This window comes from Dactylosporangium sp. NPDC051484, from assembly GCF_040689395.1.
Lineage (GTDB): Bacteria > Actinomycetota > Actinomycetes > Mycobacteriales > Micromonosporaceae > Dactylosporangium.
On sequence record NZ_JBFAZX010000004.1, the window covers coordinates 364,530 to 386,561 of the forward strand.

A 22,032-nucleotide genomic window follows, 5' to 3' on the forward strand; every position below is an offset into this window, starting at 1 on the left:
ATCTCGTAAAAGGCGCATACGGCGTGCCGATCATCCCCGAAACACTTGGAAACGTTGCAACACGAAGATTTAACCGGCGCGGCGTCCGGCTGGTCCCGGATCCGCTCGCCTCCGCGAGGCGCCAATCGGTGGTTCGGGACAACCGTTCCTGGGTCAACAATACTTAGCGCAGTTGATCGAAGACATACAGTTATTGGGTTATGTGTTCATCACGGTCCCATCGTTACCGTGAGCGGACTGCGCGATCCAAAAGACTGGAACCCCTCCAGTCTTTCAGTATTAACTGACGAGTCCCCTGAAGCGGTGGGCGATGCGGCCGTGTGGTGCCTACGCGGCGATGGTGGCGGTGCCCAGCGTCGAGGTGCCCGGGGTGGCGGTCGGCGGTGCGGCGACGGTGGGTGTCGCGCTGGCCGGTGCTTCGGTGGCGGGGTCTTCGGTGGCGGGAGCCGAGGGGTGGTCCAGGTGGCGGAACGTCAGCAGTATCGCGGTGATCACGGCGCCTACCGCGCCGACGGCGGCGAAGCCCCACGACGGGGAGCCGTGGTCGATCGCCCAGCCGGCCAGCGGGGAGCCGATCGCCAGGCCCACGGTCAGGGACGAGCCGTGCCAGCCCATGGCCTCGCCCCGGGCCGACGCCGGGACCAGGCGGCTGATCAGGTCGGCGCTCGCGCTGAGCGTGGGGGCGCACAGGGCGCCGGCCGGCAGCAGCGTGAGGAACAGCAGGGGCCAGGCGTCGCCGAACACCCCCGCCGGCACGGTGAACAGGCTCAGGCCGCCAAGCAGGACCACGAGCGGGACGGCGCGGGGCAGTGCGCCATAGACGAAGCCGCCCACCAGGGAGTAGACGCCCCACGCGGCCAGCACGGCGCCGATCAGGCTGACCTGGCCCGCGTTGCGCAGCATCGCGACGACGCCCAGGTCGGTGCCGGCCAGCACGACCGTCGTGGCGGCCGCGGCGGCGCACACGGCCAGGAAGCGCGGGGTCAGCCAGTCGCGGCGGCGCACGGCGGCGGCGCCGGGGGCGTCCGGCTCGGCCGAGGCCTCGCGGACGGGTGGGTTGACGAGATAGAGGGCGGTGCCGGAGAGGACCATCGCGGCGCCGATCGACCACATCACGGCATGGCCGGAGAGGGTGCTGGTGAGCAGCACGGCCAGCGGCGGACCGGCCATGAAGGACAGCTCCACGGACATGGAATCAAGGGCATATGCCTGGCGGCGCTGCTCGGTCGGGACCAGCGCGGCGAGCGATTGGCGGACCACGGAGAACACCGGCAGCGCGAACACCCCGGCGACGAACGAGCCGGCCAGTAGTGCCGAATAGGACAGAAACGGTGCGGCGGACCAGAAGGCGGCCTCGGCGATCGTGGTGACCAGCAGCATCGGTCGCAGGCCGCGGCGGTCCACGAAGCGGCCGTTGAGCGGGCCGCCCAGTGCCGTGCCGACCGTCAGCGCCGCGCCGACGAGCCCCGCGGCGCCCCAGCCCCGGTTGAGGTTCTGGGCGACGTGGAGGGTCATGGTCACCCCGACCGCGGTGATCGGGATGCGGGCCAGCAGGGCCAGCACCATGAGGGGCCGCACGCCCGGTAGGGCGAGGACGCGGCGGTAGGGGTCGAGACGCATGGGGTCATCATGTCTTGGGGGTACGACAAAAGCGCTTGATTATTCCGTGTGGCTGTGCCGCACGTCACTGGGGAACCGGAGGCTCCGGGCCGCAGTCCAATCAGCATTACCTATGGATGGAGCTGAACGCGATGAAGTCTCGGATCCTCGCCGCCGCCCTGCTCACGCTCGCGCTCGCCGCCTGCTCGGACAACACCGGCCCCACGGGCGCGGCGGCCACCGGTGGCGCGTCCAGCGGTGCTCCGGTCGCTACCAGTGCCACCAGTGCCACCAGCGGCGCGAGCGGCGGCGCCGGCACCGGGTCGGGCCCGAGCTCGGGCGCGCAGGCCGGCTCGAGCTCCTCGGCGGACACCGGCGGCAACATGACCGCCGTCGATGCCCTGATCGCGTTCAGCCGCACCGGCGGCCTGGCCGGCGTCAGCGACTCGCTGGTCGTGCGCCCCGACGGCTCGTACACCATCCAGACCCGCCAGGGCACCCGCACCGGCAAGCTGAACGCCGACGAGCTCAGCGCGCTCAAGGCGGCGCTCGCCGGGACCGACTTCAACAAGATGCCGAGCGTGAACGACAACGGCGCGATGGCCGACGGCTACACGTACACGATCACCTACGCCGGCCGGCAGATCACGGCGAAGGACGGTGCGATCCCGCCCGCCCTCCAGCCGGTGATCAGCGCGCTAAGCGGCTTCCTGAGCAAGTAGCCCGTCGATGCGGGCCAGTTCCTCGGGGGAGAGGACCGGATTCTGCAGGGCACCGAGGTTGTCGGACAGCTGCTTCACGCTCGACGCCCCGATGATCAGCGAAGTGATCCGCGGGTCGCGCAGCGCCCAGGCCAGCGCCAGCTGAGCCAGGCTCTGGCCGCGCTCGCGGGCCACCTCGTCCAGCGCCCGGATCAGATCCAGCCGGGAGGCGGTCAGGGCGCTCTCGTTGAGGGACCGGCTGGTGCGCACCCGGGAGTCCTCCGGGATGCCGTCGAGGTAGCGGTTGGTCAGCAGCCCCTGCGCCAGCGGCGAATACGGGATGCAGCCGGCTCCCTCTTCCGCCAGGACGTCGAGCAGCTCCGGCTCGATCCAGCGGTTGAACATCGAGTACGACGGCTGGTGGATGAGCAGCGGCGTGCCAAGCTCGCGCAGGATGCGGGCCGCCTCCCGGGACTGCTGCGCGCTGTAGTTGGAGATGCCGACGTAGAGCGCCTTGCCGGCCCGCACCGCCGCGTCCAGGGCGCCCATCGTCTCCTCGAGCGGCGTGTCCGGGTCGGGCCGGTGGGAGTAGAAGACGTCGACGTATTCGAGGCCCATGCGCGCCAGCGACTGGTCGAGCGAGGCCAGCAGATACTTGCGCGAGCCCCACTCACCGTACGGCCCCGGCCACATGTCGTAGCCGGCCTTCGTGGAGATGATGAGCTCGTCGCGATACGGGCGCAGGTCCTCGGCAAGAATCCGCCCGAAGGTCTCCTCCGCCGAGCCCGGGGGCGGGCCGTAGTTGTTCGCCAGGTCGAAGTGGGTCACGCCGGCGTCGAAGGCGTGCCGCACGATCTGGCGCTGCGTCTCGAACGCCCGGTCGGGGCCGAAGTTGTGCCAGAGCCCGAGCGAGATGGCCGGCAGCTTGAGCCCGCTTCGCCCGCTGCGCTTGTAGAGCATGTCCTGGTATCGGCCCGAGGCCGCCTCGTACGCCACGACCATGATCTTAGGTCAGGCGCCCGGGACGGCCCCGGACCGGCCCGTCTTAGCGGTGCTCCCACCAGGCGTGCGCGGTGACGGCGGCGTAGGCGTCGACGATGCCGAAGCCGTAGAAGCCGTTGAACGCCTTCGTACCCTCGCAGAGCGCGTCGAACTCGGCCGGGCGCCCGACGTTGCCATACGACACCAGCGGCGGGTTCGGGCAGGCGTGCTGGGCTGCCGTGGTGTAGAGCAGGTACTCGACCTTCCACGGCTCCAGGCCGAAGTCGTTGCCGTGCTTGCTGCCGTGCGCGCTGACGATCAGCGCGGCCACGCCGGCCGCGTGCGGCGACGCCATCGAGGTGCCCTGCAGGTAGGTGTAGTACCCGCACTGCCCGGACGCGGTGCACTGCTTGAACACCGAGTCGGCGAACTCGGGCAGGACGTTGCCGTCGGCGTCGACCGAGCCCTCCTCCTGCAGCACCTTCTTCGGATACGTGGACAGGATCTCGTTGCCCACGGTCCGGTAGGTGTCGGTGCCCAGGCCGTCACGGAACCAGCCGCCCGGCGCCGAGACGCCGATGCGCTCCAGGCCGTAGTCGGAGTAGTCGGCCTTGTTCAGCGACGGGCCGAGCGAGGACACGCCGATGACGAACGGGCCCTCCGTGGGCAGGTCCCAGCACGAGTTGTTGTCCACCGGGCGGTCGTACGCCGCGCCGCTGGGGTAGTCCGGGCTGGAGATGTCCGTGCGCGGCTTGCCCTTGTCCTCGTGGTTGTTGCCCAGCGCGCTGACCAGGGTCACGCCCTTGAAGTGCGCGTAGGTGAGCGCCCGGAACATCGCCTTGATGATCGTGCGCTGCTCCGCCTGCGCGACCGGGGAGTCGGCCGGGTTGGCGGTGCAGTTGAACAGCCACGGGTCGACGTAGAAGGACATGTTGACCACGTCGATGCCGTTGTTCCCGGCGTGCACGAGCGCGTTGACGACCGGCTCCAGGAAGAAGTACCCGGAGTCCTGGCCGCCCTTGAGCTCCACCAGCGAGACGTTCGGCGCGACACCGGAGACGCCGATGCCGTTGGCCGCCGCGCCGATCGTGCCGGCGACGTGCGTGCCGTGGCCGCCGTCGTCGGTGCCGACCGGGTCGAGGCAGCTCGCGACCTCGCACGGACCGTCGATGTCGGGCAGGTCCGGCGCGAAGTTCTTCGACAGCGCCCAGTTGAAGTTCGGGGCGATGTCGGGGTTCGACGCGTCGACGCCGGTGTCGAGGATGCCGACGGTCACCCGCTTGTCACCGGCGTTGACCTTGCGCGCCTTGTCGGACCTGACCGTCGTGAGGCCCCACAGCTTGTCGTCGAGCGGGTCCATCCCGGCGGTCGCCGGCTTGTTCCCGCTCTTCTTCTCGGCGGCCCTGGCCGCCCGCTGGGCCTCGCGCTCGACATTGCCCGGCCGGTCCTTCTTCGGCGCCTTGCCGACGGCGACCTGGTGTGTCGCGCCGACGAGCTGCGGCGTCGCCGCGGCCTTCGCGACGAAGCCGTTCTGCGGCGCGACGACCGTGAACATGCCCACCGTGTCGTTGCTGCCGATGACCCGGCCGCCGGCGCGCTTGATGGCGGCGGCCGCGTCGGCGGCGGAGACGTTGTCCGCGGCGACGACCGTGTATTGCGTCGTCGCCGTGGACTCGGCGCTGGCCGGGGCCGACACGAGGCCGGCCGCCGTCACCGTCAGCGTCGCGGTGAGGACCGCGGCGCCGGTGAGCCTCTTGTTGAATCCCACATAACCTCCCTGGTCGACGGGATGGGGATATGAGAACAAGAGCCCCTGCGGCGGCGAAACCCTTTCCGCTCAAGATCTTCGATTCGAGGGCGATGAATGCGTCGTTGTTCAGACGGATCGGGCGATCCGCTCCACGGCGGTCTTCGCCTCGGCCAGGCCGGCACCGGTCACCTGCCGGTAGATCTTGATGGCGGCGATGAGGTTCTGTTGCCGCAACGCCTCCGTGAACTCCGGCGGCATGCTGGCGGCGCCCGGAAAGGCGTCGGCGAGCTGGGGGTCGAGGCCGAAATGGCGGTAGAGATAGGCGACCTGGCGCTCCAGGCGGAGCAGGCGCGAGCTTTCGTCGGGGTGCATCCCGACACGATATTGCGCAGGGATGGGGAGAAAAGTCGGAGAGCCGCCAGTAGGCGGCTCTGCGAAGTGTCGGAAAAACTCAGGCGATCGGCTCGGCGAACGGGTCCTCGGCGGTGTCCACGGGGATCTCCGCGGCCGCGGCCCGGGCCGCGGCGGCACCGCGCGCCGAGCGCTCCTCGTCGGTGATGGGGAAGTGGCAGGCGACCGTCTGCCCGGGCTCGAGCTCGCGCAGCGGCGGCTCCTCCTGGGCGCACAGGTCCTGCGCCTTCCAGCACCGGGTGCGGAAGCGGCAGCCGGACGGCGGGTCGATCGGGCTCGGCACGTCGCCGGTGAGCAGGATCCGCTCCCGGTGCGCCTTGTCCCGGCGGCCCGGGTCGGGCACCGGCACTGCGGAGAGCAGCGCGAAGGTGTACGGGTGCAGTGGCTTGGCGTAAAGCCCGTCGCGCCCCCCGACCTCGACGACCTTGCCGAGGTACATGACCGCGACCCGGTCCGAGATGTGCCGGACGACCGACAGGTCGTGCGCGATGAACACGTACGTCAGGTTGAACTCGCGCTGCAGGTCGTCGAGCAGGTTGACGACCTGCGCCTGGATCGACACGTCCAGCGCCGACACCGGCTCGTCGGCGATGATCAGCTTCGGCTGCAGGGCGAGCGCCCGGGCGATGCCGATGCGCTGGCGCTGGCCGCCGGAGAACTCGTGCGGGTAGCGGTTGTAGTGCTCGGGGTTGAGTCCGACCAGCTCCAGCAGCCGCTGGACCTCCCGCTTCTGCCCCTGCGCCGTCTTGATGTTCTGCACCTGCAGCGGCGCGCCGACGATCGTGCCGACCGTGTGGCGCGGGTTCAGCGAGGAGTACGGATCCTGGAAGATCATCTGGACCTCGCGGCGCAGCGGGCGCATCTGGCCCACGCCCAGGTGCGAGATGTCCCGGCCCTCCAGCAGCACCTGGCCCGCGGTCGGCTCCAGCAGGCGGGTCATCAGGCGGCCGGTCGTGGACTTGCCGCAGCCCGACTCGCCGACCAGGCCGAGCGTCTCGCCGGTCTTGACGGCCAGGTCGATGCCGTCGACCGCGCGCACGGCGCCGACCTTCCGCTTGACGAAGGCGCCCCGCATGATCGGGAAGTGCTTCTCCAGGCCCCGCACCTCGAGGAGGTTCTCGCCGCTGCGCTGCGCCGCCGCCGGCTGGGGTTGGGTGCTCGTCGACACTGTCGTGCTCCTCAGAGGTTCGGGGCGATGTCCGACTTGAAGATGGCCGTGCGGTCCGCCGGCGGGATGTGGCAGGCGACGCCGTGTTCGGGCGTGCCCTCCGCCAGGGTCGGCTCGACCGTCTTGCAAGGGATGCCGTTGCGCTGCGTGTAGGGGCAGCGCGGGTGGAAGGAGCAGCCGCTCGGGAGGTTGATGAGCGACGGCGGGTTGCCCTTGATCGGCACCAGCCGTTCGCGCACCTCCCGGTCGACGCGGGGCATCGACGAGAGCAGGCCCCAGGCATACGGGTGCTCGGGGCGGCGGAAGATGGCCTCCGCGGTCGTCTGCTCGACGCACTTGCCGCCGTACATCACCAGGATGTCGTCGGCGACCTCGGCCACGACGCCGAGGTCGTGGGTGATGATGATGACCGCGGAGTTGAACTCCGACTGCAGGTCGCGGATCAGGTCCAGGATCTGCGCCTGGACCGTCACGTCGAGCGCCGTGGTGGGCTCGTCGGCGATGAGCAGCTGCGGGTTGTTGACCAGCGACATGGCGATCATCGCGCGCTGGCGCATGCCGCCGGAGAACTGGTGCGGGTAGTCGTCCACGCGCCGCTGCGGCTGCGGGATGCCGACCCGGTCGAGCATCTCGATCGCCCGCTTGCGGGCCTCGGCCTTGCTGACCTTGTGGTGCACGCGGTACGCCTCGATGATCTGCGCGCCGATCGTGTAGTACGGGTGCATCGCGGTCAGCGGGTCCTGGAAGATCATCGACATCTTCGCGCCGCGCAGCAGGCGGACCCGCTCGGGCGAGGCGCCGATGAGCTCCTCGCCGTCGAGCCAGACCTCACCGGAGATCTTGGCGGAGCCGCGCCGGTGCAGGCCCAGGATGCCCAGGCTGGTGACGCTCTTGCCCGAGCCGGACTCGCCCACGATGCCGAGGGTCTGGCCGCGCTCCAGCTGGAACGTCAGGCCGTCAACGGCCTTGACCACGCCGTCGTCGGTGTTGAAGTGGATCCGCAGGTCGCGCACGTCGAGGAAGGACTCGGCGGGCTGCGAGCCGGAGCCGCCCCGGCTCGGGTTGACGTCGGTGAGCAGGCTACTGGACATGCTCACTCCTTTCCAGGGGTGCCGTGCGGTGCGGACCGGAGCGCGGGAATGGTCATGAGAGCCGGACCCGCGGGTCGATCACGGCGTAGAGCACGTCCACGATCAGGTTGGCCATGACGATGAAGAACGAGGCGAACAGTGTCGCGCCGAGGATGATCGGCAGGTCCTTCTGGGTCACGGCGTCAACGCTGAGCTTGCCGATGCCGGGCAGGCTGAACACCCGTTCGGTGAGGATCGCGCCGCCGAGCAGCGTGCCGAGGTCGAGGCCGAAGATCGTGACGATCGGGGTCAGCACCGCGCGCATGGCGTGCTTGCCGATCACGACCCGCTCCTTCAGACCCTTCGCGCGGGCGGTGCGGATGTAGTCCTCGCCGAGGGTCTCGAGCATCGTGGCCCGCGTCAGCCGCGCGTAGGTCGCGGCGAACAACAGCGCGAGGCTCACCCAGGCGAGGAAGAGCTTGTTGGCCCAGCCCAGCGGGTCGTCGACGAAGTTGACGTACTCGCCGCCCTTGAAGATCTTCCACTGGTGGACGAACAGCGACTGGAAGACGAGACCGGTGAAGTACACCGGTAGCGACACGCCGGCGAGCGCGATGATCATCACGGCCCGGTCGGCGAGCTTCCCGCGTTTCAACGCGGATATGACGCCGCCGGCCACGCCGCCGGCCAGCCAGAGCACGGCGGCGCCGAGGGCGAGGGAGATGGTGACCGGGAGCCGGTCGAGCAGCAGCGGCCAAACCTCGCGGTCGGTGCGGAAGGAGTAGCCGAAGCACGGCGCCGAGCAGTGCGTGACGCTCGGGCCGCTGTCGTAGTCCCGCCCGGCGACGAGACCCTTCACGAATTGCCCGTACTGGACGTAGATGGGCTTGTCCAGACCCAACTTGATCCGGGTCGCCTCCACCTCGCGCGCCGTCGCCGTCTTACCGACGTACATCTCGGCGGGATCGGCATTCGCCGCCTTCGGGATCAGGAAGAAGATCGCGAAGGTGACCATCGAGACGGCCACGATGAGCAGTGCCGCGGTGACCAGGCGGCGCAGGATGTAGTTGATCACGTGTGCGGCCTGACGCCGGCCGGTTCGACGGGGTTCCCGTCGCACCGGCCGGCACCGTGGCCCTCACCTGCCTTCTGTACTCGTGAAGGGCGGGTTAGCGGCTGTTCGGGCTTGCTGCTTCGGAGCCTGGGGCTGGTGCTGACCCGAGGGTCAGCTCACGACGCCCAGGCTGCCGAAGTCGTACATGCCGTAGTACTCCGTCACGAAGACGTTCGTGAGGCGGGGGTTGCGGTAGTTGAGCGCCTTGTCGTAGACGAACGGCACCATGACCGCCGCGTCCATGGTCTTGTGGTTGATCTTGGTCCAGATCTCGGCCGCCTTCTTCGGGTCAGTCTCCGCCTTGGCGTCGTCGATCAGCTTGTTGATCTCCGGGTCGTCCAGCTCGCCGTAGTTGTTGTTGCCCGAGGGCAGGATCTGGCGGCCGTCGACCAGCACGGCCAGGAAGCCGTAAGCGGTCGGGAAGTCGGCGCCCCAGCCGGCCATCATCAGGCCGTAGCCCTTGGTGTGGACGTTCGACGGCACACCGATGGCCGAGCGGAAGTACAGCGACGGCTCGATCGGGTCGAGGCGGGCGTTGATGCCCACGTTCTTCAGTGCCGCCTGCAGGGCCTCGGCAGACTTCAGCTCCTTACCCGCGTTGCGGGTGGCGATCACCGTGTCGAAGCCGTCCGGCTTGCCACAGGCCGCGAGCTCTTCCTTCGCCTTGTCGATCTGCGGCTTGCCCGACTTGGTGTTGTACGGGTCGTAGTCGTCGTGACCCGCGATGTTCGGGGGCAGCATGTTGGTGGCGATGTCACCACCGGCCTCGGCGCCACCACGAGCGGTCTGCATCGTGATCTTGTCCGTGGCGTACTGCACGGCCTTGCGGCAGTGGACGTTGTCGAACGGAGCGACCTTGGTGCTGACCGAGAAGTAGCGGATGAAGCCCGTGTTCGGGGTGTCCGCGTACTTCTTCTTGTCGGCCTCGAGCAGGATCTTCGGCTGGGCACCCTGCTGGACACCGGTCTGCGCGGTGTCGACGTCGACGTCACCGGACAGCAGCTGGTTGTCGATCTCCTCGGGCGCCGTGCCGATGGTGAAGTCGATCTGGTCCGGCAGCGCCTTGCGGACGGTGTCGGTCTTCGGGTCCCACTGGTCGTTGCGGACCAGCACGGCCTTCTTGCCCTGGTCGTACGACTGGAACTTGTACGGGCCGCTCGAGACGGGCTTCTGGGCGTACTTGTCGCCGGTGTCCTTGGCCTGCGGAACGGGGCTGGAGGCGGGCATCGCGAGCAGGCTGGCGAAGTCGGCCAGCGGCGCGGCCAGCTTGAAGATGATCGTGCTGTCGTCCGGGGTGTCGACGGACTTGAGGCCGACCTTCTCGGTGTCCTTGTACGGGCCGGGGTACTTCTGGCCCTGGTCGAGAACATCCACCAGGAACGTCGGGCCACCGGAGAGGACGTCGGAGGCGAAGGTGCGCTCGATGCCGTACTTGACGTCCTTCGAGGTGATCGGCGAGCCGTCCTCGAACTTCACGCCGGCCTTGAGCTTGAACGTGTAGGTCTTGCCGCCGTCGGTGATCTCCGGCAGCGCCTGGGCCAGGTCGGGAACCAGCGTGAGGCCGTCCTTGCCGGGCTTCGCCTCATTCGTGAGCAGCGTGCGGACGTAGTAACCCTTCATGAAGTTCCACACGAACGCGTAGTAGGCGCGCGCCGGGTCGAACGAGTCCGGGTCAGATTGGTTGACGAGCTTGAGCGTGCCGCCCTTCTTGTCGGACGGGTTCACGACGCCCTTGGTGGCGGCGTTGAAGCCGGACTCACCCTTTGTGCCCTCGTTGGCCTTGTCGCCGCCCGATCCACAGGCGGACAACACCAGGGCGACGGCGGCCGAGCCGGCCACCAGTGCCCCTGTCCTCATTCTCACTGGGTTTCCCTCCTTGTTTGGCACGACCCGCCGAGGGACGGGCCGTCCGAGCTGTGCGGCTGTGCGGGGTGGAGACGGGGTACGCACAGGGTTCGACCGGCTGGCGGGCGGCCGGACGTGGTGGTGCGAGGGTTGCGCGACGGGCCCGAAGCCCGGCCGGCGGCCCTTGCGGCCTACCGGTTGGCCTTCGGGTCGAGGGCGTCACGCAGGCCGTCGCCGAACAGGTTGAAGGCGAGGACCATGAGGAAGATCGCGGAACCGGGCACGAACATGTACATCGGGTCGTACGTGTAGTACTGCACGGCGTCCGACAGCAGGCGGCCCCACGAGGGGGTGGGGGGCAGCACGCCGACGCCGAGGAACGACAGCGCGGCCTCGAAGAGGATGTTCGTGGGGATGATCAGCGTCGCGTAGACGAGGATCGGCGCGACGAGGTTGGGCAGCAGCTCGCGGAAGAGGATGCGGGCCGGGCCCGCCCCGATGCTGCGTGCGGCCTCGACGAACTCGCGTTCCCGTAGGGAGAGGGTCTGACCGCGGACGATACGCCCGATGTACGGCCAGCTGAAGAACGCGATGACCGAGATGACCACCCCGATGCGCCAGCCGGTGCTCACCGGCACGACGGAGATCAGCGCGATCGAGAACAGCAGATACGGGAACGCCAGGATCAGGTCCATCAACCGGCTGATCAGGTTGTCGACGAGGCCGCCGAAGTAGCCGGAGACGATGCCGAGCACCACGCCGATCGTGACCGCCGCGATCGTGGCGGCCAGCGCTACCAGCAGCGAGACCCGGGCGCCGTAGATGATCTGCGAGAACAGGTCGCGGCCGGTGACCGGCTGGACGCCGAGCAGGAATTCCCTGCTGATCCCGCCCCAGGTGCCGACCGGCGGGATGCCGCCGAGGCTCGGATCGATCTTGTCTTGGTGGTAATCGTTGACCGGGTGCCCCCAGACCTTGTTGATCAAGGGGGCGAACACCGCGACAAGCACCAGGAAAATGATGAACCCGCCTCCAGTCAGCGCGACCTTGTCGCGCTTGAGCCGGGTCCACGCGATCTGACTGAGCGAGCGGCCTTCGATGGCCTTCGCGGGAACACCTGAGGGCGTGGCGGTCGCCTCTTCGACCGTCGGCACCTGCTCGTCGCTCTTCGACGTGACGGGTCCCATAGTCATGGGCGTGGTGCCCCTCTCCCCGGCCGCCTGCCCGTCTCACGCAACCGCCAGCGATGGCCGTCGCACCGTGGAGCGCGCATGCGTCGGCCAGACCGGGGCCCGTGGCAGTCAGCAGCCGATCGGCTGTGTCTTCGTGGACTCCTGGTGCCCCATCCGCAGGTTCGGTCCACGGGCAGAGCGTGCACGAAGACGACGTGGTGTTGTCGCCTTCGTTGGAGGAACCCTGTCTCCCGTTTGGCCGCTCGTCAAGGGTCACGCCCTGTCCTGTAATCAAGTCCACGCCGCGCCGTGATGAGGGCGTGATCCAAGCACGGCGACTTTTGGGGCATACGCCACCTAAGCGGGCGATTTACCGGCGAATCGTAACGGCATGATCACGCAGTGTGGTGGAAACATGGCGGCAAGACCGGCGAGAGTGGGCTATCCAGGACGATCATTGATCGTTTCACACTTAACAGTACAGTCCGGTCAGGCATCATGGTGACACAGAGTGCTCAGACATCGAAATCAATAACGACCGGCGCGTGGTCCGACGGGCCCTTGCCCTTGCGCGCCTCCCGGTCGATGTAGGCGCCCGTCACCGCGTCCGCAATCGACGGGCTCGCGTAGACCAGGTCGATCCGCATCCCCTTGTCCTGATGGAACATGCCCGCCCGGTAATCCCAGTATGTGAATGGATTGGGCCCTTTCATCGGCTTCGGCACGATGTCGGCGAGTCCGGTGTCCAGCAGGGCGGCGAGCGCGTCGCGCTCGGGCTTCGTGACGTGCGTGACGCCGACGAAGGCGGCGGGGTCGAAGACGTCGGAGTCGGCCGGGGCGACGTTGAAGTCCCCGCAGACCGCGACCGGGCCGCCGCCCGCGAGGTCCGCCGCGACCGCGGCGCGCAGGGCCCCGAGCCAGGTGAGCTTGTACCCGTAGTGCGCCGACTCCGGCGTGCGCCCGTTGGGCACGTAGACCGACCAGACCCGCACCCCGCCGCACAGCGCCGACACCGCGCGAGCCTCCTGGTGGGGCTGGTCGAACAGGGCCTCGGCGCCGCCCGGTTCGCCGGCCCAGCCGGGATCACCGGCGAAGCCGCGCCGCACGTCGTCGAGGCCCACCCTGGACAGCAGCGCGACGCCGTTCCAGCGCCCCTCCCCGTGGTGCGCCGTGCTGTACCCCAGCTCGCCGACCTCGGCGGCCGGGAACGCGTCGGCGGCGACCTTCGTCTCCTGCACGCACAGCACGTCGGGCCGGGCCTGCTCCAGCCACTCCAGCAGCCGGGGCAGCCGGGCCTTGACCGAGTTCACGTTCCAGGTGGCAAGTCTCACCCCTGCCACAATGCCAGCCTCATGCCGACTCGCGCTTCACCAACTCCGTGGGCAACAGCAAAACGGGCTCGATCTGCTCGCCGCCGGCCATCCGCAGCACCTGGCGGGCCGCCATCCGGCCGAGGTCGGTGATCGGCTGGCGCACGGTGGTCAGCGGCGGCTCGGTGTCGCGCGCGAAGTCCATGTCGTCGAAGCCGACCACGGCCACGTCGTCGGGCACCCGGCGGCCGGCTTGGCGCAGGGCCCGCAGCGCGCCCTCGGCCATCGCGTCGGAGGCGGCGAAGACCGCGTCGAGGTCCGGGTCGTCGCCGAGCAGCTGGCTCATCGCCAGGGCGCCGGACTGCCGGGTGAAGTCGCCGACCGCCACCAGCGAGCGCCTGCCGCTGTCCTGCATGGCCGAGCGGTAGCCCTTGAGGCGGTCGATGCCGGCGCTCATGTCCTGCGGCCCGGCGATCGTGGCCACTCGCCGCCGCCCGGTGTCGAGCAGGTGGCGCACCGCCGTGCGGGCCGCGTCGTCGTTGTCCACGTCGACGTACGGCACGGAGGACTGGATCAGCACGCGCCCGTTGCACACGACCGGCACGCCGGCCCGGCTGAGCCGCTCGGGCAGGGGGTCGGCGCCGTGCATGGAGAAGATGATCGCGCCGTCGACGTGCCCGCCGGTCGCGTAGCGCTCGACCCGGTCGTGGCTCGGCCCCGAGGGGCCCACCATCATGAGCACGAGCTGCTTGTCGACGGCCTCCAGCTCCAGGCTCACCCCGCGGATGATGCTGGAGAAGAACGGGTCGTCGGAGAACACCCGGCTGGCCGTCTCGGAGGCCACCAGCGCGATGGAGTCGGTGCGCTGGGTGACGAGGCTGCGCGCGGCCTGGTTGGGCACGTAGCCGAGCGCCTCGACCGCGCTGAGCACCTTGTCGCGGATGTGTGGCGCGACGGAGGTCGAGCCGTTGACCACGCGGGAGGCCGTGGCGCGCGACACACCGGCGCGTTGCGCGACGTTTTCGAGTGTGGGCCGGTCCCGCCCCGACAGCACCATTCTGGCGTCCCCCATATTCTGTTCCGCGGACCATCATGACTGAAGCTCGGCATTGTGTAGCGCACAAAAAGGGACGGGCGATGGAGCATGTCGCTCCACCGCCCGTCGCACCCTCACACCGGTTACACCCTGAGTCACGATTTCGCCGGTCGCCCGGGCCGCCGCTCGGCCGGAGAGCGCTCTCAAGACTGCAATCAGACTGGCTCATGACTAGCCTAATGTCAATCCGAGAATCGGGTGAGAGCGCTCTCTGGAATATGTTGTGGGAAACGCCAAAACCGTCATGCCGCCTGGCGGCGCGCGCAGGCCTCCAGGTGTGCGGCGAGGACCGCGTCGGTGGAGGAGCGCACGCAGGCGTCCGCGCCGGCCTCCAGCACGTCGACGACGGCCTGGTGATCGCTGTACGGGCTGAGCACGGCCACGATCGAGGCGGCCGGGTGACGCAGGCACGCGGCGGCGACCGTACTTGGGCCGGGGTCTTCGAGCAGCACGATGTCGGGTTCCCGGCAGCCGGCCGGCGGTTCGTGGCGCCGGGTCACCACCCAGCCCTGGGGCAGGTGCCGCTCGAGGTCGGCGTGGCGGCCGGGCGGGGCGATGAGCAGGACGTCGACGTGCTTGCCGGCGTGGGCGGCGGCGGTGCGCTGGGGGAGGGTCACGATTCTCATGCCTCCTTTATCGCCTGCCGGCCTGATACGACCCTTGGCCCCGCCTGCGAGAATCCTGGAAGGCCGGACCACAGGGAGGCTGCCCGTGATCGTGTGGATCAACGGCCCGTTCGGCGCGGGCAAGTCGACGCTCACCGCCGAGCTGTGCCGGCGCGAGCCGAGGGCCAGGGCGTTCGACCCCGAGCGCATCGGCTGGGTGCTCAAGCGGACCCTCGGCTGGGTCCGGCAGGAGGTCCGCCACGGCGACTACCAGGACCTGCCGGCCTGGCGGGCGGCGACCGTGGCCGCCGCGGCCTGGCAGGCACGCGGCGCCGACCCGTTGCTGGTGCCGATGACGGTGCTGCGCCGTCGCTACCTCGAGGAGATCGTCGCCGGGCTGCGCGGCCGCGGCCACGAGGTGCGCCACGTGCTGCTGGACGTCTCCGCGCCGGTCCTGGTGGAGCGGATCGAGGCGGACGAGGACCCCGGCCCGCAAGGCTGGCGGCTGGACAACCTGGGCGCCTACCTCACCGCGCGGCGCGAGCTGCGCGCGTTCGGCGCGGTCGTGGACACCGACGACCTGGTCCCGGACGAGGTCGCCGACGAGGTCCAGGAGCTCATCACCGGCTGGCGCGCGACGTGAGAGCCGGACCCGCGGGCCGTGGGCGCTGGGCGCGCCGCCGCCCGGCTTCGCCCAGCACGTGCTCGTCGGCACGTGCGTGCTCAGCCGGGCGGGGCAAGACGTGACCTACTTGGAGTACACCTCCATCTCCCACAGCGAATAGCCGTAGCCGGTGGCGCGGGCCACCCCGGCCATGCGCACGTACCGGGCGCTGACCGGCGCGAACGTGACATTGTCGGTGCCGCCGTTGCCGGCGTCGATCACGGCCGCGGCGCTCCAGGTGCTGCCGTTGGTGGAGACCTCGATGCGGTACCGCGACCCGTACGCGGCCTCCCAGCGCAGGATGACCCGCTGCACCTGGCGCGCCGAGCCGAGGTCCACGGTGATCCACTGGTTGTCGCTCCACCCGCTGCTCCACCGCGTGGCGGGGTTGCCGTCGACCGCCGCGCCGGCGCTGTAGCCCAGCTGGGTGCCGCTGGCGGTGACCGTCCGGCCCTGCGCCAGGTTCGTCAGGTCGTCGCCGCGCCCGGCCGGGAACGACACGACCTGCTGGTACGTCGGCCGGTTCTGCCAGGAGATCTTGTCGTGCGTGATCCCGCCCAGCGGCGACTGGACGATCGTGTCCGCGCACCACTGGTCGCCGGCCGAGCAGTACTTGTCGCCCGGATACGTGGTGGTCGCGGGCTCCGCGGTGGCCGCCGCGAGGGTCGTGACCAGCACCTGCCGGCACGCCGTCAGGGAACCGCCGCCGCAGTAGGTGCGGCCCAGGCCGCTGCGCACCGGGTCGCCGAGGACCGAGCGGAGGTCCTTGTCGAGGTAGCCCCACCAGCCGTACTGGAACGAGGACCCCTTGTGGGTCTGGCTCTGGTTCAGCGACCCACCGCTGGTCGGCCCGGTGGCCCCGGAGGGCGACTCGTCGATCTGCAGTGCCCTGGTCAGCGCGGTGTAGACGTCGTCGCCGAGCCCGGGCCGAAACGCCCCGTCGATCAACTTCGGCCACCAGGCGTCGAAGGTGCGGATCGCGGCCGCGTGCTGGTAGACGTGCGATCCGGGGGAGGTCTCCACGCGCTTCGCGCCGGCCGCCTGCCAGGCCCGCAGCGCGGCGACGTTCGGGTCGGTGCTCGTCCCGGACGGATCGAGGATGCGCAGCAGTTCCGGTAGCAGGTTCTCGGCCCGCAGGTCGGTGACCGCGGCGTCCTCGACCAGCCGCACGACCCCGGCCCGATCCACCTTGCCCGCGCCGAGCGCGGATTTGACCCGCTTGTCGAGCAGATCCGCGCGATGCACGGCGCCGAAACTGAAGTTTCCGTCGGCCGCGCCGAAGTCCTTACTTTGCTTGTTATTCCAAGAGACGAAATAATCCTGCCCGGTCGACTGCGGATGCTGGGTCACCGGAATGTAGTCGGCCGTATTCGTATCCGCATTCCAGCCGGACCATTCATATGCGGCGTCCGCCTTCGTGGGCAGGTTCGGGTTCGCGCCCGGCTTGCGCACCGGGTTGCTGCCGGAGTTGAAGTACGCGGTGTCCGTGGCGTTGACGTAGAACCAGTTGAAGGCGTAGCCGACGTCGGAGGCCGCGGTGATGAACTGGGCCGGTGTGCCCATCGCGGCCGGGTCGTTGAACGCCTGGAAGCCGATCGCCGAGTCGGCCTCGTGCCGGTAGGTCGAGCGCAGCTGGGTGAACGCGACCGGCTGCCCGCCGACCGTCCCGCGCCAGGCGACCAGGCCGTACTTCGTGCGGTACGTGATGAGCTGGTAGGACCCGGCCGGCGTGGAGTCCGCGACGGTCGGCGTCCAGGCGTTGGACTGCACCAGCGCCTCCATGGGCGTGCACACGCCATGGAAGAGGTACGCCGAGGACTGCGTCGTGGCCGCGGAGCCGTCGGTGTTGCACAGCGGCACCGCGTACGTGTCGGTGATGTCCTGCTCCGCCGAGGTGGCGCTCCAGGCGTAGTCCTGCCCGCGGCCGAGCAGCACGTAGAGGTTGAGCCCGGAGAACGCGACGCCGTGCGCGCTGATCCCCGGCCCCTGCAGCTCCTGCAGCATGAGCAGCTGCGGCGAGAAGTACCCGGTCTGCGGCCCGAACACGGCGATCGGATGCCCGGTCGCCGAGTGCGCGGCGTCGATCACCACCGCGTTGGACATGCCGCGTTTCGTCGCCGCGCCCGGCGCCAGACCGGTGGTGGTCGCCGCCGAGCCGCTCGGGTTGAACACCACGGGCTGCGCCGCGACGCTGCCCAGGTCCGGCAGCGCGACGCCTGGGGCGTCGGGGTCGGCCGCGCCGTACGGGAAGGACTGCCCGTTGTGCAGGGTCAGCACCGCCTCCTCGTCGTTCTGCTCGCGGAAGGCGGCCCAGAGCCGGTCGCCCTCGGCGGCGCCGTAGCGGGCCCGGGCGGTGACCCGCACCAGCGCGGACTCGACCTCGCCGCCCCCGCCGCCGCCGAACAGGCCGCCGACCACGCCCGCGATCGCGATCAGGTCGGTCATCTGGAACGGCTCCGGCCCGCCGGCGTTCGTGATCGCGTCGAGGTGGCCGGTGAGCACGTACTCGCCGGGGCAGTTGCGCCCGGCCATGCAGGCGGCGATGTAGGCGTTGATGCCGGCGACGTACTGCTGCACGTCGTCGTAGAGCTGCGCGCCGCGCGCACCCTTGGTGCGCAGCGCCGCCACCTGGGCCTGCAGGTCGGCCTCGGTGTACGGGGCGTTGCGCCAGATGCTCTGCTCCAGCTCACGGTTGCCCGGCGCGCCGCCGGCGAACGGCGTCACCTTCCCCCGGCCGACCCGGCGCATCAGGTCCATCACGAACAGCCGGTCCTCCGCGCCGGAGTACCCGGCGCCGAACATCGTCCCGGCCCGCGTCGTGCCGGTCACGTGCGGCACCCCGAGCGCCTTGTCGCGCACGATCCGCACGTCGGAACGCGGGCTGTAGCTGCGTGCCACCTGATCGGCCGGAACGCCGAACGAGGCACTGTTGTAGAAGGAGGAGATCTGCTCGTCCGTCAGGCCGGTGTAGGCCGCGACGAGGTTCGCGTACGGGCCGAGCTGGTCGGCCGCGTGCGCCGGCCTGGTGCCCAGCGCCTGGTGGGCCAGGATGTCGGCGAGCGTGGCGTTGCCGTTCTGGCCCGGCGGCAGGATGTCGTTGCACTGATCGAGGCAGTAGTCGTTGGGTGCCAGGACGGCCGCCCGGGCGGGTGCGGCGAGCGTGGGGGCGACGAGCACCGCGGAGGTGAGCAGTAGCGCCCCCACGGCGCGTTCCAGGACGCGCTTGAGGAGGGGTAGGGACATGGCGGATCCCTTCCGGGGGTTGCGAGTCAACATGAAAATGACTCGGATTACCGGATGGTAACAACGACGCCGGTCACTGAACAGAGGTGTCGCACCATCGATACGCTGGGCCTCTACTACGCTTCCGGGGTGCTCGTGGTCCATGCGCTCTGGGTCGAAGGCCGGGTCGCCCTGTGGGCGGAGGACCCGTCGACCGCCTCGCCCCCCGCATCTGGTCCGGCTGGACAGGGCTCCGCGCCGGCCGGCCCGCAGCAGGCGGCGCCCGTCGCGGCTCGACGGGGATCCGCGCGGGTCGCCCGCCGGCACCCGTTCGCGGTCGCCGGGCTCGACCTCGACGGCGGCACCGGCACCACCGCCGTGCGCACGCCGGCCCTGCCCACCCGCGGCGGCCGGCCCGAACCCTCGCCGGCCGCGTCGATGCCGGTCGAGGGCGGCCGGCCGGTGCTGCGGCGGTGGGCCGTCGACACCGTCGAGTACGACCCCGACGACGCCCTCGGCCTGCTGCGCGGGCTCGCGTCCGCCGCCGGCGAGGACATCGTGCTCGGCGACTCCGCCCGCTGGTTCGCCGGCGTCGCCGCGTTCGCAGCCGGGCTCGTCGCCCGCGGCCGCATGCTGCCCGCCTTGGCCGGCTCGGTCGGCTCGGTCAGCCAAGCAGGCTCGGCCGGCGCCGCCGGCGACGAGGCCCGCTGGCTGCCGGTGCTCACCGGCCGCGACGCGGCCTACGCCCGCGCCCTGGCCCTCGCGCTGCCCCAGGCCGTGCTCGCCGCCACCCCGGACACCACCCGCGCCGCCGCGCTGGCCGAGGTCCTCGACGCCTTCGCCGATGCCGCCGCGCGGGCGGCGCTGCCCGCCGATGCCGGGCCGCGGGCCGCCGGGCACCGCCCCGGGGACGCCGCCGGCGCCTGGCTCGCCGCGCTCACCGGCCGGGACCGCCGCATCGCCGGCGTCGCGCCCGCCGCGCTCGAGCGGCTGCGCACGCAGCTGGCCGCCTGGGAGGCCGACGCGGTCGGCGGCGCGGTGCGGGCCTGCTTCCGCCTCGTCGAGCCGCCGGAGCCCGGCGAGGACGAGGAGCCGCCCACCGACCCGCGGTGGACCCTCGAGTTCGCGCTGCAGGCCGCCGACGAGCCCACCCTCGTCGTCGACGCCGGCCGGGTGTGGCGCTCCCGCGGCGCGCTCAAGGCCTTGCAGCGGCACATCCCGGCGCCCCAGGAGACGCTGCTGGCCGAGCTCGGCCGGGCCAGCCGGCTGTACCCCGCGATCGAGGACGCGCTGCGCGAGCCCCGCCCGGTCGCGCTGACGCTGGATACCGACGGCGCGCACCGGCTGCTCAGCGAGGCCGCGCCGCTGCTGGCCGCGGCCGGGTTCGGTGTGGTGCTGCCCGGCTGGTGGCGCCGGGCGTCGGCGCGCCTCGGCGCCCGGCTCAGGGCCAGCGGATCTAGCTCGGCGGCGCCCGGCACCGTCGCCACCGACGGCGGGCTCGGCCTCGACGCCGTCGTGGACTACCGGTGGGAGCTCGCCGTCGGCGACGAGTCGCTCACCGAGGACGAGCTGCGCCGCCTCACCGACCTCAAGGCGCCGCTGGTACGGCTGCGCGGCCAGTGGGTCGAGCTCGACCCGCGCCGGCTCGCCGAGGGCCTGTCGTTCCTGGAGCGGCACCGGGCGCAGGAGTCGATGACCGTCGCGGACCTGCTGCACCTGGCCGGCGGCGCGGCCGAGGGGCCCGGCGGCCTGCCGGTCGTCGAGGTCGCCGCCGACGGCTGGCTCGGCGACCTGCTCAGCGGGGAGGCGGAGCTGCGCATCGGCGACGCCGAGGTGCCCGCGGCGTTCGAGGGCAGCCTCAGGCCGTACCAGCAGCGGGGTTTGAACTGGCTGCGGTTCCTGGAGGCCGCCGGCCTCGGCGGCATCCTCGCCGACGACATGGGTCTGGGAAAGACGGTGCAGTTGCTCGCCCTCATCGCCGGGGACGCGCGGGGGAGCACCGGTCCGACGCTGCTGGTCTGCCCGATGTCGCTGGTCGGCAACTGGCAGCGCGAGGCGGCCCGTTTCGCGCCGGGGCTGCGGGTGCACGTCCACCACGGCGCCGATCGCGTCCGCGAGCTCGACCCGGCCGCGTTCGATCTCGTCGTCACCACCTACGCCGTCGCGACCCGCGACGCGGAACAACTGCGGGCCGTGCCGTGGCACCGGGTCGTGCTCGACGAGGCGCAGGCGGTCAAGAACGCCGCGACGAAACAGGCCGCGGCCGTGCGGCGGCTGCCCGCCCGGCACCGTGTCGCGGTCACCGGCACGCCGGTGGAGAACCGCCTCGCCGACCTGTGGTCCATCATGGAGTTCGCCAACCCGGGCCTGCTGGGCAGCGCGACGAAGTTCAAGGAGCGCTACGCCGAGCCGATCGAGCGCCTCGGCGACGCCGACGCCGCCGCCCGGCTGCGCCGCATCACCCAGCCGTTCGTGCTGCGCCGCCTCAAGACCGACCGCACCATCATCTCCGACCTGCCGGAGAAGCTGGAGATGGACGTGGTGTGCAGCCTGACCCGCGAGCAGGCCAGCCTCTACCAGGCCGTGGTCGACGACATGCTGGCCCGCATCGACAGCAGCGAGGGCATCGAGCGCCGCGGCCTGGTGCTGGCGACGATGACCCGGCTCAAGCAGATCTGCAACCACCCGGCCCTGGCCCTGCGCGACGGCAGCCGCCTGCCCGGCCGCAGCGGCAAGCTCGCCCGGCTGGAGGAGATCGCCGAGGAGATCCTCGCCGCCGGCGAGCGGGCGCTCATCTTCACCCAGTACGCCGAGTTCGGCGCCATGCTGCGCGCCGAGCTCTCCGCCCGATTCGGCCGCGAGGTCGCGTTCCTGCACGGCGGCCTGCCCAAGGCGTCGCGCGACGCGCTCGTGGCCCGCTTCCAGGAGGCGTCGCCGTCCTCGCCGCCGCTGTTCGTGCTCTCGCTCAAGGCGGGCGGTACCGGCCTGACCCTGACCGCCGCCAACCACGTCATCCACGCCGACCGCTGGTGGAACCCGGCCGTAGAGGACCAGGCGACGGACCGCGCGTTCCGCATCGGCCAGCGCCGTGCGGTGCAGGTCCGCAAGTTCGTCACGGCCGGCACGGTCGAGGAGAAGATCGCCGCCCTGATCAAGGACAAGCGCGGGCTCGCCGCGAAGATCGTCGGCACCGGTGAGCAGTGGCTGACCGAGCTGTCCACGGCGGACCTGCGCTCCCTGCTCACCCTGGACCCCGGCGCCGCGGCCGACTGACCCGCGCGCTTCCCGGGCCGGCCGGACGCCCTGCGCCGCAAGCCGGTCCCG

The 22,032-nt window shown here is 70.8% G+C and carries 16 protein-coding genes; 3 read left to right on the forward strand and 13 right to left on the reverse strand.

Annotation, left to right across the window (positions count from 1 at the left end; all coding sequences use genetic code 11):
* Positions 1–327: 327 nt before the first annotated feature.
* Positions 328–1,620, reverse strand: coding sequence for an MFS transporter (locus AB0367_RS10440; protein WP_366225938.1), 1,293 nt, complete (start codon positions 1,618–1,620; stop codon positions 328–330).
* A gap of 131 nt (positions 1,621–1,751) precedes the next feature.
* Here AB0367_RS10440 and AB0367_RS10445 point away from each other — a divergent pair, with 131 nt between their 5' ends.
* Positions 1,752–2,321 carry a hypothetical protein gene (locus tag AB0367_RS10445; protein ID WP_366225939.1) on the forward strand — a complete coding sequence of 190 codons (570 nt, stop codon included), beginning with the start codon at positions 1,752–1,754 and terminating at the stop codon, positions 2,319–2,321.
* Here AB0367_RS10445 and mgrA read toward each other — a convergent pair.
* From mgrA to AB0367_RS10500, 11 genes are all read right to left on the reverse strand, one after another.
* Positions 2,298–3,302 (reverse strand): L-glyceraldehyde 3-phosphate reductase, encoded by a 1,005-nt coding sequence (mgrA, locus tag AB0367_RS10450; RefSeq protein WP_366225940.1) that lies wholly within the window; start codon positions 3,300–3,302, stop codon positions 2,298–2,300. The two genes, AB0367_RS10445 and mgrA, sit on opposite strands and share 24 nt — an antisense overlap.
* Positions 3,303–3,345: 43 nt before the next feature.
* Positions 3,346–5,049 carry a S8 family serine peptidase gene (locus tag AB0367_RS10455; RefSeq protein ID WP_366225941.1) on the reverse strand — a complete coding sequence of 568 codons (1,704 nt, stop codon included), beginning with the start codon at positions 5,047–5,049 and terminating at the stop codon, positions 3,346–3,348.
* A gap of 108 nt (positions 5,050–5,157) precedes the next feature.
* On the reverse strand, positions 5,158–5,403 hold the full coding sequence (locus tag AB0367_RS10460) for a hypothetical protein (RefSeq protein ID WP_366225942.1): 246 nt from the start codon (positions 5,401–5,403) through the stop codon (positions 5,158–5,160).
* Between the two features lie 79 nt (positions 5,404–5,482).
* On the reverse strand, positions 5,483–6,610 hold the full coding sequence (locus AB0367_RS10465) for a dipeptide ABC transporter ATP-binding protein (RefSeq protein WP_366225943.1): 1,128 nt from the start codon (positions 6,608–6,610) through the stop codon (positions 5,483–5,485).
* Positions 6,611–6,621: 11 nt separating this feature from the next.
* Positions 6,622–7,701 (reverse strand): ABC transporter ATP-binding protein, encoded by a 1,080-nt coding sequence (locus tag AB0367_RS10470; protein WP_366225944.1) that lies wholly within the window; start codon positions 7,699–7,701, stop codon positions 6,622–6,624.
* Between the two features lie 52 nt (positions 7,702–7,753).
* Positions 7,754–8,755, reverse strand: coding sequence for an ABC transporter permease (locus AB0367_RS10475; RefSeq protein ID WP_366225945.1), 1,002 nt, complete (start codon positions 8,753–8,755; stop codon positions 7,754–7,756).
* A 150-nt stretch (positions 8,756–8,905) separates the two neighbouring features.
* Positions 8,906–10,651, reverse strand: a complete 1,746-nt coding sequence (locus tag AB0367_RS10480; RefSeq protein ID WP_366226046.1) for an ABC transporter substrate-binding protein — start codon at positions 10,649–10,651, stop codon at positions 8,906–8,908.
* Positions 10,652–10,830: 179 nt separating this feature from the next.
* Positions 10,831–11,832, reverse strand: coding sequence for an ABC transporter permease (locus AB0367_RS10485; protein ID WP_366225946.1), 1,002 nt, complete (start codon positions 11,830–11,832; stop codon positions 10,831–10,833).
* Between the two features lie 494 nt (positions 11,833–12,326).
* Positions 12,327–13,142: an exodeoxyribonuclease III gene (locus AB0367_RS10490; RefSeq protein WP_366225947.1), complete on the reverse strand. Its 816-nt coding sequence runs from the start codon at positions 13,140–13,142 to the stop codon at positions 12,327–12,329.
* A gap of 19 nt (positions 13,143–13,161) precedes the next feature.
* Positions 13,162–14,172, reverse strand: coding sequence for a LacI family DNA-binding transcriptional regulator (locus AB0367_RS10495; RefSeq protein ID WP_366226047.1), 1,011 nt, complete (start codon positions 14,170–14,172; stop codon positions 13,162–13,164).
* A 287-nt stretch (positions 14,173–14,459) separates the two neighbouring features.
* A complete protein-coding gene (locus tag AB0367_RS10500; RefSeq protein WP_366225948.1) occupies positions 14,460–14,834 on the reverse strand; it encodes a hypothetical protein in 375 nt (124 codons plus the stop codon).
* 94 nt (positions 14,835–14,928) lie between these two features.
* Here AB0367_RS10500 and AB0367_RS10505 point away from each other — a divergent pair, with 94 nt between their 5' ends.
* The gene (locus AB0367_RS10505; protein WP_366225949.1) at positions 14,929–15,465 is read left to right on the forward strand and encodes an AAA family ATPase; all 537 of its coding nucleotides are present in this window, start codon (positions 14,929–14,931) and stop codon (positions 15,463–15,465) included.
* Between the two features lie 105 nt (positions 15,466–15,570).
* Here AB0367_RS10505 and AB0367_RS10510 read toward each other — a convergent pair whose 3' ends face one another.
* Complete coding sequence (locus AB0367_RS10510; protein WP_366225950.1) at positions 15,571–18,729, reverse strand: penicillin acylase family protein; 3,159 nt, start codon at positions 18,727–18,729, stop codon at positions 15,571–15,573.
* A 129-nt stretch (positions 18,730–18,858) separates the two neighbouring features.
* Here AB0367_RS10510 and AB0367_RS10515 point away from each other — a divergent pair, with 129 nt between their 5' ends.
* Complete coding sequence (locus tag AB0367_RS10515; RefSeq protein ID WP_366225951.1) at positions 18,859–21,981, forward strand: SNF2-related protein; 3,123 nt, start codon at positions 18,859–18,861, stop codon at positions 21,979–21,981.
* Positions 21,982–22,032 lie beyond the last annotated feature (51 nt).